We start from the raw sequence: 15,206 nt of genomic DNA on the forward strand, positions 1-15,206 counted from the left end.
CCTCTCGTCGCGACCGCGGCCCATGGTAGCATAGGGGCGCGCCCGCGCAGACCGCAGCAGGGGAATGCGATCTACGCCCATCGAACGCGACCTGGGGTTTCTTTCTTAAATCACACGACGAGTGTGATTTGCCGCCCCACCCTTTCGGGTACTTTTGAAAGCGGCGAGAGGAACGAAACCCGAGAAAGAGGAGGGACCTATGACCGAATCCAAAGCCACCGTGTCGCGCCGCACGTTCGTGACCGGATCGCTGGCCGGCTTGGCCGTCGCATCCACCGCCGGTGCCCTGTACGGCTGCGCGCCCGCGGCCGAGGACGACCTGGCCGCCACCGGCGAGACCGCCGAGACGACCCCCGACACCATCGCCTGGAGCCAGTGCGTGGTGAACTGCGGCGGCGCCTGCGCCCTGCAGTGGCACGTGCGCGACGGCAAGATCGTGTACGCCGAGACCGACAACGTGGGCGATCCCAACGGCCTGCAGGCCCGCGCCTGCCTGCGCGGCCGCTCGCTGCGCCGCTGGATCAACAGCCCCGACCGCCTGCAGTACCCCATGAAGCGCGTGGGCAAGCGCGGCGAGGGCAAGTTCGAGCAGATCAGCTGGGACGAGGCCTACCAGACCATCGCCGATAAGCTGAAGAGCGTCATCGACACCTACGGCAACGAGGCCGTCTACGTGAACTACGCCAGCGGCGTGAGCAGCAGCACCTCGCGTCTGTTCCCCCGTCTGGCGAACCTCATGGGCGGCTACCTGGGCAGCTACAACGACTACTCCACCAACATGATGTGCGCCGGCATGCCCTTCCTGTACGGCGACACCTGCTCCCCCTACGACAACGTGTCCGCGTCGTCCATCTCCGAGGCGCAGAACGCCGACCTCATCATCATGTTCGGCAACAGCCCCGCGGAAACCCGCATGGGCGGCGCGAATATCGCCTGGGACTTCGCCCAGGTGCGCGAGAAGGGCGGCAAGATCTACCACGTGGACTACCGCATGAACGAGACCGTGTCGGGCCATCCCGACGAATGGCTGCCCATCCGCACCGGCACCGATGCGGCCCTCGTATCCGCCATCGCCCATGAGCTGATCGTGAACAACCAGGTGAACAAGGAGTTCCTCGACACCTACTGCGTCGGCTTCGACGAGGCCACCATGCCCGCATCTGCCCAGGGCCAGCACAAGTCCTATCAGGACTACATCATGGGCACCGGCTACGATATGGTGGAGAAGACCCCGGAGTGGGCCGCCCCCATCACCCAGATCCCCGCTGCCCGCATCCGCGAGCTGGCCGGCGAGATCGCGAACGCCAAGGCGCTGTTCGTCGCCCAGGGCTGGGGCCCGCAGCGCCACAGCAACGGCGAGAGCGCCTCGCGCGCCATCTGCATGCTGCCCATCCTGACGGGCATGATCGGCAAGCCGGGCACCAACACCGGCATGCGCGAGGCCGAGGCCGGCGGCCTGGTGGGCTCCATTCCCAAGGGCAAGAATCCCGTTGAGGCCTCCATCAACTGCTATCAGTGGCTGAATGCCGTGGATCACGGCGCGACCATGACCGCCGCCAAGGACGGCGTGCGCGGCGCGGACGCCCTGTCCGGCGGCATCAAGTTCATGTGGAACTACGGTGGCAACTGCATCACCAACCAGCATTCCGACATCAACCTCGTCCACGACATCCTGCAAGACGAGAGCAAGCTGGAGTTCCTCGTGGTCGTCGACACGGTGATGGCCGACTCCGCCAAGTACGCCGACATCCTGCTGCCCGACGCCATGCGCGCCGAGCAGTTCCACATGGCGAACAACGGCTACGCCGAATACTACCTGGGCGTGCTCGTGGGCGAGAAGGCCCAGGACGCCCCGGGCGAGGCGCTGCCGGAGTACGAGTTCATGACGGGCATCGCCGACAAGCTGGGCCTGAAGGACGCCTTCACCGAGGGCAAGACCCAGGAGCAGTGGATCGAGGAGCTGTACCGCCAATCCGCCGACGCCATTGAGGGGATGCCCACCTGGGAGGAGATCCTCGAGCAGCATCACTTCAAGATGGAGGCCCCCGCGGCCATCGGCTTCGCCGACTTCGTGGCCGACCCGGCGGCCAACCCGCTGGAGACCCCCTCGGGCAAGATCGAGATCTACTCCGAGCGCCTGGATCAGATGATCGCCGGCCTGGAACTGGCCGAGGGCGACAGCGTCTCCCCCATCCCCGTGTTCGATCCCGGCTTCAACGGCTACGGCAGCGTGAGCGAGGAATTCCCCCTGTATTGCTCGGGCTTCCACCACAAGAGCCGCACCCATTCCTCCTACGGCGGCGTGGAAGAGCTGAAGCAGGTGGCCCGCCAGCAGATGTGGATCAACCCGCTGGACGCCGAGGCCCGCTCCATCGAGAACGGCGATACGTGCCGCGTGAAGAGCGCCGTGGGCGAACTGGAGATCGAGGCTCTGGTCACCCCGCGCATCATCCCCGGCACCATCGGCATCCCCCAGGGCTCCTGGCACGAGGCCGACATGGACGGCGACCGCGTGGACAAGGGCGCCTGCATCAACACCATCACTCCGTATCACCCCTCGCCGCTTGCCAAGGGGAACGGCGTTCATTCCCTCATCGTGCAAGTGACCAAGGCGTAAAGGAGGAAGCGACATGACTCAGTACGGATTCTACTTCGATAGCACGCGCTGCACCGGCTGCCGCACCTGCGAGATGGCGTGCAAGGACTACAACGACCTGCCGGCCACCTACGCCTTCCGCCGCGTATACGACTACGAAGGCGGCGATTGGGCCGATAACGGCGACGGCACCTTCACCCCGACGGCCTTCGCCTACCACGTGTCGGCGGCCTGCAACCACTGCGCCGCGCCGGCCTGCGTGGCGAACTGCCCCCAGAGCGCCCTGGAGAAGGACCCCGACACCGGGCTGGTGCTGCACGACGACGAGAAGTGCATCGGTTGCGCCACTTGCGTGAACAGCTGCCCCTACGAGGTGCCCGTGGTGGACACCGAGCTGATGAAAAGCCGCAAGTGCGACGGCTGCGCCGCGCGCCTGACCGAGGGCAAGCAGCCCATCTGCGTGGAGGCCTGTCCCCTGCGGGCCCTGGAGTTCGGCGACATCGAAGAGCTGCGCGGCGCTCATCCCGAGGCCGTCGATGGCATCGCTCCTCTGGCGGCGCCCGACGCCACCACACCCTCGGTGGCCATCCTGGCCTGCCCGGCGGCGAAGAAGCCCGGCGACACCACCGGCGCCATCGCTAACCCCAAGGAAGTGGCCAACGCCTAAGCCCCCTCCCGAGCGGGGTCCGCGCCCGCGGGCCCCGCTTCCCCCGTTTTTAAGACCCCTCAAGAAGGGAAGCGCCTTCCATGCCCCGCGGATTCTACTTCGACAACACGCGCTGTACCGGGTGCCGTACCTGCGCCCTGGCATGCAAGGATTTCCACGACCACGGCCCCGACCAGGCCTTCCGCCGCGTGATCGACTACGAGGGCGGGTCGTGGAAGGTGGACGCGGACGGCACCGTGTCCACCGATGCCTACGGCTATCATATCTCGCTTTCCTGCAACCACTGCACGAGCGCGGCCTGCACCAAGGTGTGCCCCACCGGGGCCATGCACCGCGACGACATGGGACTTGTGTGGCCCGACATGAGCCGGTGCATCGGCTGCGGCTACTGCACCATGGCCTGCCCGTACCATGCCCCTGCCATCGACCAGGAGCTGAAGCGGTCGAGCAAGTGCGACGGCTGCCACGGACGCGTAGCCGCGGGGCGCAGCCCCATCTGCATCGAAGCCTGCCCCTTGCGGGCGCTGGACTTCGGCACCACCGGCGAGCTGGCCGAGCGCCATCCCGACGATTTCGATCGCTGCACGCGATCGGTCATGCCGCTGCCCCCGAAAGAGGCCACGACCCCGAACTTGTTCGTGCTGGCCTCTCCGGCCGCGCGACGGGCCGAAGCGGGCGATGGCCGCATCGCCAACCGAGAGGAGCTGGGGCTATGAGCGGCTTCGATTCCTTCTCCTTGGCCCTGTTCACCACCTTAGCTCCCGCGGGAGTGGCGGCCTTCATCGTTTTGGCTCTCGTGCGCCTGACCTGCCGCGATCACGACGAGGCGGTGCACATCGACCGCATGATCGCCCTGCCCTTCGCCACCACCCTCGTCGGATTCATCGCCTCGGCCACCCATCTGGGCACGCCGGCCAACGCCCTGCACGTGTTCTCGGGCGTGGGCACGTCCCCGCTGTCGAACGAGGTGCTGGCGGCGGTGATCTTCCTGTTCTTGGTGGGCGCCTACTGGATGAGCGCCTTCAAGGTGAACTTCCCCGATTCCCTGGCGCGGCCCTGGCTCGCCGTGGCCTGCGCGGCCGGCGTGGCGCTGATCGCCTGCACGTCGCTGGCCTACTCGGCGCGCACGGTGCCCACCTGGGACACGCCCTACACGCCCGCGAACCTCATCCTGGCCGCGTGCCTGGCCGGTCCGGTGCTGGCCCTGCTGTTCCTGGCCCTGGCGAAAGTGCGTCGCCGCGGCCTTGCGCGGGCGCTGATGGCGAGCGCGGCGGTGGCCCTGGGGTTGGGCGTCGCCTCCATGGGAATGCAGAACGCCGATTTGGCCTCCATCGCGAACAACGAGGTTTCCGCCTTGTCGCTCGTACCCCACTACGGGCTGATCATCGTGGCCTACGCGGTGCTGGGAGCGCTGGCCGTGACGGCGGCCGGAGCCTCGCTGGGGCGCAGCCTCGCGCCCCGCGGCGTGCTGGCCCTGCGCATCATCGCCGCCGTGCTGGCTTTAAGCGGCGTTTTTCTTGTGCGCACCGTGTTCTACGCCCTGCATATGACCGTAGGGTTTTAGGCGGTCGTTTTCACTGCCCCCTTGTCGCAGCGGTTGCCCCAGCTGTCGATGACGTCCTTGTCGCGGTAGACGCAGATGATCTCGCAGTGGTTGGCGCACTTGCTGCACTCCACCTCGCGCGTCTTGAAGTCGAAGTCCAGCATGGCCTCGAAGTCGAAGGCGCCGCCGGTGAAGGGCCCCGACTCGGCGCCCTCGATGGGGCCGGCATCGGCTGCCAGCAGCGCCACGCCGAAGGCGCCCATGAGGTGTCCGTCCGGGTCCACCGCCACGGGCATGCCCAGCTGCTCCTCGAAGGCGTGCACCACGCCGGCGTTCTTCGAGACGCCGCCCTGGAACACCACGGGCGCGGCGATCTTCTTCCCCTTGCCCACGTTGTTCAGGTAGTTGCTGGCCACGGCGTTGCACAGACCCGCGATGATGTCCTCCCGGGCATAGCCCACCTGGATCTTGTGCACCAGGTCGCTCTCGGCGAACACGGTGCAGCGGGCGGCGATGTTCGCCGGCTTCTTCGAGGTCAAGGCCACCTCGCCGAACTCCTCCACCTCCACGCCCAGGCGATGGGCCTGGCTCGACAGAAACGAGCCGGTGCCCGCGGCGCACAGGGTGTTCATGGCGTAGTCCACGGCAATGCCATCCGATACGCAGATGATCTTCGAGTCCTGGCCGCCGATCTCCAGAATGGTGCGCACGTCCGGATGCAGAAACGTCGTGCCCACGGCATGGGCCGTGATCTCGTTCTTGATGACGCTCGCCCCTAGCATAGCGCCCACCAAACGGCGGGCCGATCCGGTCGTACCGGCGCCCACGATCTCCACGGGCTCGTCGCCCTCGGCCAGCTGGCTTTCCAGCTCGCGCACCACGTTCTTCGACGCCTCGGTGGGATTGCCCTCGGTCCACAGGTAGGACCGGGCGATGATGCGGCGATCCTCGTCGATGACGACGCCCTTGGTGGAAATGGATCCGATGTCGATACCCAGGTAAGCCTTGGTCATTTTCTCTTCTCCTTCTTCATGGCGAGCATGTCGTAGAACGCCTCGAGGCGCGTGTCCAGACCGGTATCGGAGGTCTGGGAGTCGTAGGTGAGGTACAGAATGGGCACGGCGAAGTCCTCGCTCACCTTCTGCAGCACCGGGATGCAGTCGATCTCGGGGGTGCAGCCCGCCGACTTCGCGTGGATGATCCCGTCGAAGCCCCCGGCGGCGTACTTCTTCGCCGCCGCCACGGTGAGCGTGGAGGTGGGGCCCATGTCGTAGGTCAGATAGTCCTTCGCCCCCACCCGTAGGTTCGGCTCGTTGTAGCGAAGGTAGCGGTTTGTGAAGTTCAGCATGCGGTGCACTTCCACGCCCATGGCGACGAGCTTGTGGTCGAGCCCCAGGTTGCTGCGCTCGTCGATGGCCGTGAACATCTCGCCGACGATGCCGATGCGGATGGGATCGGCGGGCTTGGCGAGGGGAATGGCGCGGAAGGCCGCCATGGCCCCACGGTACGCCTCGTTGATGTCGCGTTCGTCTGCGCAAGTGCGCATGGCGTCCATCGCCGACACCCAGGCGGCGTCGAAGGCCCCGCGCTGCACCTCGAAGCCGGCGTTGGCCAGGTAGAAGTCGCGCAGGGAATCCAGATGCGCGATCATCTTCGCCACGGCCTTCAACTTCACCACGCCATGGGGAACGTCGATGTTCGGGTTCACCGTCTTCAGCACTTCCTTGGCCCAGCCGATATACCCCAGCTCGATGCCGCGGGCGAAGTTCATCATAATGAACTCGTAGCCCATGTCCCGCAAGATGGACTCCTGCAGCTCGCCGTAGTAGCCCAGCCGGCACGGGCCGCCGAACTGGATGAGGATGTCGGCACCCAAATCGAGCGCCTCGGCGAAGTCGCCCAAAATATGCTTGAAGGGCGTGCACACGTAATCGCTCGAGTTCTGCACGCCCACCTCGCTGGCGGCGCGCGTAGCCTCGGGCAGGGGCAGGTAGTCCACGTCGAGCACTTGCTCGCAGAAGAATTTGAACGCAGGGTCGTAGTAGCAGTAGCGGAAGAACGCCGCCTTGGTGTACTTGTGGTGCTTCGCCTTGTGCTTGGCGGCTTTGGCGGCCTTGCGGTCGGCCAGAAGCGTCGGGGCATGGCGCCGCTCCAACTCCACGGCCACCGAGGAGCGCACCTGCTCGATGAGGGCCTGAGGCTTACTCATGGGTGTAGCCTCCCTTCTGCTGGAAGCGCAGGATGTCGACGAAGCTTTCCACGCGGGTCTCCACGCCGGCCGTGCCGGACTGCGCGTCAATCATAAGGTTCAGAATGGGCGTGCCCTGGATGCAGCGCATGATGGCATCATCGGTCATGGAATCGGGGCCGCAGGGGAACGCGCTGATGAGCACGATGCCGTCGACGCGGTCTTGGGCCAGAAGAATGGAACCGATAAGCTCGCGATTGATGAGCCACGGCATGGTATCGGAGAACTCGAAGCTTTTCTTGTAGGCCTTGTCGTGGTCCACCGCGTCGGCGTAGACCACCGTGGCGCCCAGGTCGGAAAGTGCGTCCACCACCGCGCCCGACAGGTAGGGGTCGTGGGTGATGTAGGGATGGGCCACCACGAGGATGCCCAGAGGGGCCGCGTCGGCCGAAGCCGCGCCCGCGCCCCCGGCGGCCCCGCGCGCAGCCGCACGGTGCTCGTCCAGGGAGCGCATGAGACGCACCTGCGCATCGGAGAGGGCCTTGTCGTGGGCCTCCTGGGCATCCCAGGCCGCCTTGAATGCCCGGCGCCCGTCGCGGGGCGGCACCCCCATGCGCGCGGCCATCTCCTCGAAGGGACGGCGCACGTCCTTCATCTTGCGGGCGTCGCGCACCTCGCAGGAGACAACGCACAGGTGCTGATCGCGAAAGGTGCTCTTCACCATATCGGTCGCCGACTGGAACTTCGTGCAGAAGCCGGCGCGATGGTCGCCCGTGGGGTAGCTCGGCACGAACACGGCGTCGCAGCGGCCGACAAGGCTCGCCACATGCCCGATGAACACCTTCGACGCCAAGCAGCACTCGTCCACCGACAGGCGCTCGCCCTCGTCAGCGATGGCCTTGTCGGTGGCGTCGCTCACTACGACGGTGCGGCCGATGCCCTCGAAGAACGTCGTCCACAGCACGCCGAACCGGTAGAACAGAAGCGCCCGCGGAATGCCCACCACGCGGACGTCGGCCCAATCTGTCGCTTGGGGCACGAAAACCTCCTCACACGGGAAGCGCCGCGAAGGCGGCGCATATTTCAGTCAATCGCTCATCTTAACACAGGGAAAACAGCCCGAGAACACGCCCTACAGGCAGCACAGAAACGGCTGGCAGAGGGTGGGACCGCATACGGCGCAGCAGCACAACGTGGAGGGATCGCATCCGGCCGAGAAGCCTCGCCGCTCGCTCTCCTGCTGGTAGGCCCGGGCCCGTGCGCCGATGACAGCCTCGGCTTGGCGGTAGTCGCCGTTGGTGGGCTCGGCCTTGCGGGCGGCGCGAATCTGGTCCACGGCGGCCACAGCGTTGCCGGCCCCGTAGTTCGCCAAAGCCGCCAGGTAGTACCACCGCCCGGTGCGCTCGGTCAGGGGCAGGGCCGCCAGCACGGAGAGGGCCGCCTTGTAGTTGGCCGCGTCGATGAACAGCACCGCCTGGCGCAGCTCGGCCGAATCGGTGGCCGACACCTCGGGCCGCGGGATAGAGCTCGCCCGCGCCCAGCTGTTGAAGATATCGTCCCAATCCACTTCCACCCACTGGTACTGGTAGCCGCCCGGACCGCTGCCCGCACCGCCGGCGAAGGGGTTGCCGCCCGCGCCGCCGGCGAAGGGGTTGCCGCCCGCGCCTCCCGGGCCACCCCAGCCATAGCCGGGGTTGTAGGGCGCGCTATAGCGGCGCCGGGCGTCTTCCCGCGCATACTTCTCAGGGTTCGTGATGCGGTCGTAGGCCTCGTTGATCTTCTTCAGGCGCTCCTCTGCCTGCGGATCATCGGGGTTCAGGTCGGGATGGTTCTCGCGGGCCTTCTTGCGGTAGGCCTTCTTTATCTCGTCGGCCGAGGCGTCGCGCGCAACCCCCAGCACCTTGTACGGGTCGTCTACCATGGTCGTGCGCTCCTAGGAGGACCGGTGGGCCGCACCCGGATCGATGCTCATCGACTCGAAGCGGTGCTCCATCCATTGGTTGTCGAAATGCTCGGCGCAGAACTGCTCGAGCGCGTTATCGGGCGCCGCACCCGCCAGGCGGGAATACCAGCAGTCGAGTGCCACCAGGGTCATCACCCCGTTGAAGATCATGAGCGCGGCGCACACCGCCGTGATGGAGTAGCGCCAGCGCCAGGGAATGAGATTCACCGTATGCAGCAGAGCCGGCAGGGCCAACTTCACCCACACCACCCCGAGTGCGCCCCACATGCACATGAACATGAAGTTGGTGCGCCCGTTGATATTGAGGAAGGTGCCGGTGTAATCCCAGGCCACCGCGCCGAAGGCATATTCCATGAACCAGCTGACGAAGTACTCGAAGGCCCCTCCGATAAGGGCGCTCACCAGAAACACTACGGGAACGGGAGCGTTGTGGAACCGATTGAGCGCAAGCGTCATAAGCAGCGCCCCGAAGCCGTAGATGGGCGAGAAGGGGCCCCACAGAAGCCCGGCGCGATCCTCGTAGTGGCCGAAGTCCACCACGAGCACGTGGTAAATGGACTCGATCACCACCCCGGCCACACTGGCGATGACGAAGATCCAGAACAGGTTGAAGAAGTCCAGCTCGATGAAGCCGGCCCCTGACTTATCCAGGCCGAGGGTGCCCTCCTCCATTTCCTCCCGCGTTTCCATGAGGCGCAGCCGCCGCTGCAGCTCGCGCTCGTCGGACAGGGAGGGATCCACGAACACATGGGCCGCCACCAAGATGAGCGCCATGACCCCGATAAACCACAGGCTCTCGTTCACGCCGTACAGCATAAGGTCGCAGGCGAACGCCACGACTAGGGCGATGGCCATGGCCTCGGCGATGAGCCGCGCCCGGCGCCGGCGCCCGCGCAGCAGGCGCACTCCCAGCACCACGGCTGCCACTACGGTGAAGGCCAAGGCAATCACCAAAGCGGCCCACAGCACCACGGTTAGCACCGAGTACTCCCAGCCCGAGCCATCCACGAAGGCCTTGCCCGTGGCGAAGAGCACCACGAGCGTCGAAGGGGCCGACACCAGGCCGCCCACGATCAGCAGCACGCCGAACACCTTCAGGCCCAAAGGCGTGCGCGCCCGACCGCTCCCAATGCCGGGGTCGGGCTGCAAGGGGGTTTGTTGAAGAAGCGTGGAATCCATGGCGCTATGGTATCATGACCCCCGAATTCAGGCCCTAAGCCCACAACATGCCCGCAAGATGCCACCGATTTGACACTCGGCCGATCCGATGGACAGACAGCTCGGGACCGCCCTCCACCCCGAAAGAAGGGAGCCCGCCGGTGACCACAGAGCCGAAGGATACCGCCGTCTGGTATCTCCGCATGTTCTCCTACCTGCTCATCCTCTGCGGTCTGTTCGGCCTCGTCATCGGCGCCGTCGTGCTCTACCAGGCCGTCGCCGATGGGGGCGCCGACGGGATCGTCCTTCCCCTCGGTTCCGTGGCGCTGGGACTCTCCCTCATGGCGGCCAACGCCATCACGCTCGCCGCCGGCCTGCTCGGTCGTGCGACCTCCCGCAACCCACGCCGTGCGCCCTCGCTCTTCACCGTGGCCCTGGCCGGCATTGCGGCCACGCTTCTGGGGCTCGGCCTCTGCTCGGCCACCGGAGCCGGCATGCCCACCTCGCTGCTCTTCAACGGCCTCATCATGATTATCGGCGCCGTTATCGCCCATAATCTGCGCAACGGCGCGGAATAAGCGGCAAGACCTAGCCTTTCGCCCCCTCCGTCGGGTACAATGCGTCAATAAGGCCGCGAGGGGTTGCGGCCCGTCATCCAGGAGGATTCATGACTGACCACGATTCGCAGAAGGCCGCACGCGAAGCCGCCGCCGCTTTCATCCAGAGCGCTGCGGAAGCCACACCCGAGGGTGCCGGCGCCGCGGCCGCAACCGATACCGTATCGGCCCCTGAGGCCACCTCAGCTGACATGAGCCGCGATGCCGCGGCAGTCCCGGGCGACGACCGCCCCGGGAACGCCCCCGCAGCTTCCACCGTCGCCGCAGCGGCCGCCGATGGTGGCGTCGCGGCCGCGGCCCCGGCCCCCAGCCAGAGCGCTCCCAGCGCCGGCGAGGCTTCCGCGGCCACGGCGAGCGGCCCTGCTCCCGCGGCCCCGATCGCGCCCGAACCGCCCCTGCCCCTGGCATCCCCCGCCGTGGCCTACGGCACCGTGGATGCGGCGAAGGCCCAGGGGGGCAAACGAGGCGGTGGTGCCCTGGCCGTGGTCATCACCTTGGCCATCATCGCCCTCGTTGCCACCGGCGCCGTGGCCTACCTCTTCACTTCCGGCTTCTTCGCCCAGGAAGCGCCGACGCAGACCCAGCGCGTCGCCCTGGCCGACAACCGCGTCGAGGCGGCCTTCAACGAGCTGGCCCTGGAGATGCCGGACATCTCCCGCTTCGCCTACGTCTCCCAAGATTCCCTCATCGGCCCGAAGTTCAGCGACATCGCCATCGGCGAGCCGGTCAACCTCGGCGTGAGCGGCCAGACCGTCGTGCAGTGTACCGCCACCGCCACGGCCACCTACAAGAACAAGGGCGTGGAGATCACCATGCCCGTCACCCTGCCCTTCGAGTACTCCGAGACGAGCGAGACCTGGATCCCCGGGGAAGCCACCTGCGGCGAGCAGACGGCCACGCCCCTCACCCCCGCCGCAGCCGGCGACATCATGGACAACCTGAACGCCATCCTGGCCGCCCACGACGCCACCTACAGCGAGGCCATGGCCGGCGCCTCCGTGGTGAAGACCTCCACCGATCTCACCACCGACGGCGGCCCGCTCACCGTAACCCTCTCGAAGCAGGCGCAAACCCAGGTTGACGGGAAGACGGTCAACGAGCAGCGCACATCCGTGGTCACGCTGAACGTGTCCTGGTCCAACAACGAGGGCTGGCACGTGAGCGTCCACAATGCGGGCCAGATCGACTATGACACGGAGCAGCCCGCCGACAGCGAGAACAAGGACGACGAGGATAAGGACGAGGACGATCCCACGGCCGGCAACAGCCCTGCCTCAGTGGACGCGCGGGCCAATACCGCCCCCGACAAGCTCGGCGAGGTGTACTACGGCGACAGCGTGTCGCTGTCCGGCACCCTGCGAGCCCTTGGCTCCTCGAACGCTCTGGCCCAGGGCAACGGCCACAGCAACGGCAGCCTCAGCGCCGATGCCGACGGCCGCGTACAGCTCGTCCTGGAGCTCGCCCGTCCTCTCGAGCTGAGCATCAACGGCACCGCCTACCGCCTCTCCTATGTGGCCGTGGCCGTGGCCGGTCTCGACGACAACGGCCAGGGCCTCGTCGGACGCAGCGCCGATGTGCAGGGCCCCCTCGAGGAGTCCTTCGCCACGAGCTGGTCCCCCATCGGCATCAAGGCCCTGGAAATCCACGTCGAATAGCGAGTAGATCGGCGCATCAAGCGGGAGACCCTCCCGCCAAACTCCACTTATTCCGGCACCGAACGAGAACGGACCCGCTCAATGGCGGGTCCGTTCTCGTTCATCCCCGAGGGAAGAGCGCGCCCTTCCCTACTGAAGGGGCGTGCCGGGATTCTGGGGGTAACCGGGGGTGGGCTGCACCGGGGCCGCCGGCATGGCGAGAGCGGTCCACTCCGGCGCGTAGCGGGCCACCCAATGGCCGAGACCGCGCACGGTGATGGCGTTGGCCGCCGTCTCCACGATCATACCCGCAACATAGACGAGCAGCACCGCGAAGAGCGTCGGGCCGGCAATGAGCCCCACAATGGAGAACACGTCGGCCGCCGAGACCGAGCTGGCGTAGGACGAGGCCATGATGGAGGGCATCGCGCCGCCCAGGCCGAGCAACAGCGCCAGGGTGATGACGATGCCGCCCACCACGCTGACAATGGCGGTGGCGACAATACCCGGCACCAAGGTCACCAGCAGCAGCTGCCCCACATTGCGGCGCGCCACCTGCCAGATGTCCTTCACGTTGAAGCCGTCGCCGAGGGTGTAGCCCATGATCATGCGCATCTCCATGAGGGAGATGGCCACACTGCCGGCCAGCGCCAGCGCCATATAGGCGATCCACCCCAGCACCGGCACTACGCCGAGAATCATGCCGGCCACGCCGACGATGAGCCCTACGACCAGACCGATAACGAAGGCGTAGAAGCCAAACTCGAAGTTCTTGCCGGTCACGTACTTGGCCGGCATGGGGGTCTTGCCGCCGAAGGGCACCTCCCGAGACCAGTGCAGCAGATAGCCCAGCACTACGAAGTTCAGAATGGGCACGCACATGATGAGGCCGAGCACCAGCAGCTTGCCGATGTAGCCCGGCGTCGCCTTGATGTCGGCCCAGGCGGCCCCGATACAGCCCTGGGCGTACGCCGGCTGCGTCGGCTGCGGCTGAGGAGCCGTGTAGTTCATTTGATCCATGACGATCCTTTCTCTTCTGCGGGCAGCGCCCGCCTCACCAGGGCGGCGGTCAGCTCGTTTCGCGCGAGAATGCGTCCGTCCGCGTCGTCGCGCCAAATGGCTGGCATCGTCGCGCCCCCATTGTGACAGCCCGAACTTACTGACGCCCAATCAGTAGCGGAATCGTCATCTTTTTATCAGAGAGCGGGGATCGCGGGCGGGCTGAAGCCCGCGGCCCTACGGAGCCTGCCGAGTTCCGTGGCCATGCCGGATGCCAAGCACTTGCAGGGGCGGGTTTCAGGCCGCCCGCTCAACCGCCCGTCGGCCGCCCGCTCGGCCTCCCCTTACGACAGCTCGCGCCTCTCCATAACCGTATAGGCAGGTCGAATGTTGCGCTTCACGATGCGGTAGCACAGAAGCGCGGTTAAGGGCATCCCCAGGCACAGCACGGCACCCACCTTGAAGGAGGCCATGGTGCCGAACAGATCGATAATGGCCCCGGCCGTAGTGGGCCCGAAGGCCGCGCCGCAGGTGTAGCCGGCATTCAGCCAGGTGATGGCCTCGGTCAGACGGGCGTCGGGCACGGCTCGCTCGCACACGCCGTTGGCCACGATCAGCAGCGGCGAATAGGTGGCCGCCCCGATCAGCGCCACCACCATAAGCGAGGGTGCCGAATTGATGAAGAACATGGTGCCGAAAGACAGCCCCAAAGCGCAGGCGGCCACCACCAGCTGCTTGGCCAGGGGCGCCCGCAAGCGCACCATGCCGAACAAGAACCCCACAACCATGGACACCGCACCAGAGGCCATGAGCACGGCCCCGGCAAAATCGGGGCTGTGCAAATCTTCAGCCAGCGACACCGTCGCCGTGTCGAACAGACCCAAGAAGGCCCCGGCGAAGGCATAGATGATAAACAGCACCCGCACCGCCGGCGACGTGCGCATGAGGCTCTTCTTGGGCACCGAGCGAGCCGCCCCCGCGCCCACCGTCGCCGGCTCGCCCTCCACCTCGGCGGCAGCAGCCTGCGCGCCCTCGGCCAGGTTGTCCGACCAGCCGGGCACCGGCTCGGTGGACTTCGACGCACACAGAAGCACCACCCCCACGGCAAAAGCCACGCCGCCGGCTATCATGCCCGCCGTCGGCACGATGGCCGCCGCCAGTGCGATGGAAATAGACGGGCTGAAGATGAACGCCATGTCGTCCAGCACGCTCTCGTAGGAGAACATGGTGCGCAGATCGGGAGCCGCCTCGCCCAGCTTCCCCGACCGAATCAGATAGGTCCACCGCGCACGGGCCATGGCCTGGGGGCTCGGGTAGAATCCCACGAGCAGCGCACCCACGAACAGCGGCCACACCGGTCCGTGCACTGCCGTGTTCCCCACCAGAATGACCAGGCCGAGCAGCGACACAGCGGCCGCCTTGGGCACCACGGCTGACTGCCCGCGCTCGTCGATGCGCTTGGACACCCGCGGCGTTACCACGAAGATGGACAGCGCGATCAGCGACGAGGCCAGCCCTGCCGTGAAAAACGAGTACCCCGACAAGGTGAGCATGGTCACCACGCCGATGTTCAGCATGGCGCCGAAGAAGCGCATGAGCAGGCAGGCGATGTCGAAGGCGTAGGCCGATCGCACCTGCAGCACCTTCTTGTACACACCGGGACTCACCGCCGCCATGACCTTCACCTCGCTTTCGTCCGTGCAATCCTCGATAAGAGACGCCCGGCCAACCAGCCGAGCGCACGTTATCAGGGTACCACGCCGCCCGCACCTCGCGGAAGGGAGAACCCGCCAAGAAGCCGGCCGCCCCGTTGGACGCCCCCACAAGAGGACGATCCTAGC

At 66.6% G+C, this 15,206-nt stretch carries 13 protein-coding genes; 6 read left to right on the forward strand and 7 right to left on the reverse strand.

All coding sequences use genetic code 11. From position 1 onward, the window contains the following. The first annotated feature begins 199 nt into the window (after positions 1-199). From AAK988_RS01720 to AAK988_RS01735, 4 genes are all read left to right on the forward strand, one after another. Entirely contained in the window at positions 200-2,617 is a 2,418-nt protein-coding gene (locus AAK988_RS01720) for a DMSO/selenate family reductase complex A subunit (RefSeq protein ID WP_369873089.1), read from the forward strand. 13 nt (positions 2,618-2,630) lie between these two features. Beyond that, the gene (locus tag AAK988_RS01725) at positions 2,631-3,263 is read left to right on the forward strand and encodes a DMSO/selenate family reductase complex B subunit (RefSeq protein ID WP_369873088.1); all 633 of its coding nucleotides are present in this window, start codon (positions 2,631-2,633) and stop codon (positions 3,261-3,263) included. Between the two features lie 80 nt (positions 3,264-3,343). After that, positions 3,344-3,979 carry a 4Fe-4S dicluster domain-containing protein gene (locus AAK988_RS01730; protein WP_369873087.1) on the forward strand — a complete coding sequence of 212 codons (636 nt, stop codon included), beginning with the start codon at positions 3,344-3,346 and terminating at the stop codon, positions 3,977-3,979. Then, entirely contained in the window at positions 3,976-4,827 is an 852-nt protein-coding gene (locus tag AAK988_RS01735) for a dimethyl sulfoxide reductase anchor subunit family protein (RefSeq protein ID WP_369873086.1), read from the forward strand. Before AAK988_RS01730 ends, AAK988_RS01735 begins: the two co-directional genes overlap by 4 nt. On the opposite strand, the gene AAK988_RS01740 is transcribed toward AAK988_RS01735, so the two are convergent. From AAK988_RS01740 to AAK988_RS01760, 5 genes are all read right to left on the reverse strand, one after another. After that, complete coding sequence (locus AAK988_RS01740; RefSeq protein WP_369873085.1) at positions 4,824-5,819, reverse strand: acyl-CoA dehydratase activase; 996 nt, start codon at positions 5,817-5,819, stop codon at positions 4,824-4,826. The genes AAK988_RS01735 and AAK988_RS01740 overlap by 4 nt on opposite strands. Continuing rightward, on the reverse strand, positions 5,816-7,015 hold the full coding sequence (locus AAK988_RS01745) for a hypothetical protein (protein WP_369880301.1): 1,200 nt from the start codon (positions 7,013-7,015) through the stop codon (positions 5,816-5,818). The genes AAK988_RS01740 and AAK988_RS01745 overlap by 4 nt, the downstream gene beginning before the upstream one ends. Then, positions 7,008-8,033 (reverse strand): acyl-CoA dehydratase activase-related protein, encoded by a 1,026-nt coding sequence (locus AAK988_RS01750; RefSeq protein ID WP_369880302.1) that lies wholly within the window; start codon positions 8,031-8,033, stop codon positions 7,008-7,010. The genes AAK988_RS01745 and AAK988_RS01750 overlap by 8 nt, the downstream gene beginning before the upstream one ends. Positions 8,034-8,126: 93 nt before the next feature. Beyond that, positions 8,127-8,915, reverse strand: a complete 789-nt coding sequence (locus AAK988_RS01755) for a J domain-containing protein (protein WP_135971271.1) — start codon at positions 8,913-8,915, stop codon at positions 8,127-8,129. A gap of 12 nt (positions 8,916-8,927) precedes the next feature. Then, complete coding sequence (locus AAK988_RS01760) at positions 8,928-10,136, reverse strand: putative ABC transporter permease (RefSeq protein ID WP_369880303.1); 1,209 nt, start codon at positions 10,134-10,136, stop codon at positions 8,928-8,930. 140 nt (positions 10,137-10,276) lie between these two features. On the opposite strand from AAK988_RS01760, the gene AAK988_RS01765 reads away from it, so the two are divergent. Then, positions 10,277-10,693, forward strand: coding sequence for a hypothetical protein (locus tag AAK988_RS01765; RefSeq protein WP_369873082.1), 417 nt, complete (start codon positions 10,277-10,279; stop codon positions 10,691-10,693). A gap of 89 nt (positions 10,694-10,782) precedes the next feature. Then, positions 10,783-12,387 (forward strand): hypothetical protein, encoded by a 1,605-nt coding sequence (locus AAK988_RS01770; RefSeq protein ID WP_369880305.1) that lies wholly within the window; start codon positions 10,783-10,785, stop codon positions 12,385-12,387. A 129-nt stretch (positions 12,388-12,516) separates the two neighbouring features. Here AAK988_RS01770 and AAK988_RS01775 read toward each other — a convergent pair whose 3' ends face one another. Then, positions 12,517-13,386, reverse strand: a complete 870-nt coding sequence (locus tag AAK988_RS01775) for a DUF4013 domain-containing protein (RefSeq protein WP_369873080.1) — start codon at positions 13,384-13,386, stop codon at positions 12,517-12,519. A gap of 323 nt (positions 13,387-13,709) precedes the next feature. Continuing rightward, on the reverse strand, positions 13,710-15,041 hold the full coding sequence (locus AAK988_RS01780; RefSeq protein ID WP_369880306.1) for an MFS transporter: 1,332 nt from the start codon (positions 15,039-15,041) through the stop codon (positions 13,710-13,712). Positions 15,042-15,206 lie beyond the last annotated feature (165 nt).

It is taken from the genome of Adlercreutzia muris, assembly GCF_041223505.1.
Lineage (GTDB): Bacteria > Actinomycetota > Coriobacteriia > Coriobacteriales > Eggerthellaceae > Adlercreutzia > Adlercreutzia muris.

Coding starts and splice junctions, on each gene's coding strand:
- AAK988_RS01770 (WP_369880305.1), top strand. CDS start 10,783: ATGACTGACCACGATTCGCAGAAGGCCGCACGCGAAGCCGCCGCCGCT.
- AAK988_RS01720 (WP_369873089.1), top strand. CDS start 200: ATGACCGAATCCAAAGCCACCGTGTCGCGCCGCACGTTCGTGACCGGA.
- AAK988_RS01755 (WP_135971271.1), bottom strand. CDS start 8,915: ATGGTAGACGACCCGTACAAGGTGCTGGGGGTTGCGCGCGACGCCTCG.
- AAK988_RS01730 (WP_369873087.1), top strand. CDS start 3,344: ATGCCCCGCGGATTCTACTTCGACAACACGCGCTGTACCGGGTGCCGT.
- AAK988_RS01735 (WP_369873086.1), top strand. CDS start 3,976: ATGAGCGGCTTCGATTCCTTCTCCTTGGCCCTGTTCACCACCTTAGCT.
- AAK988_RS01775 (WP_369873080.1), bottom strand. CDS start 13,386: ATGGATCAAATGAACTACACGGCTCCTCAGCCGCAGCCGACGCAGCCG.
- AAK988_RS01745 (WP_369880301.1), bottom strand. CDS start 7,015: ATGAGTAAGCCTCAGGCCCTCATCGAGCAGGTGCGCTCCTCGGTGGCC.
- AAK988_RS01780 (WP_369880306.1), bottom strand. CDS start 15,041: ATGGCGGCGGTGAGTCCCGGTGTGTACAAGAAGGTGCTGCAGGTGCGA.
- AAK988_RS01740 (WP_369873085.1), bottom strand. CDS start 5,819: ATGACCAAGGCTTACCTGGGTATCGACATCGGATCCATTTCCACCAAG.
- AAK988_RS01760 (WP_369880303.1), bottom strand. CDS start 10,136: ATGGATTCCACGCTTCTTCAACAAACCCCCTTGCAGCCCGACCCCGGC.
- AAK988_RS01725 (WP_369873088.1), top strand. CDS start 2,631: ATGACTCAGTACGGATTCTACTTCGATAGCACGCGCTGCACCGGCTGC.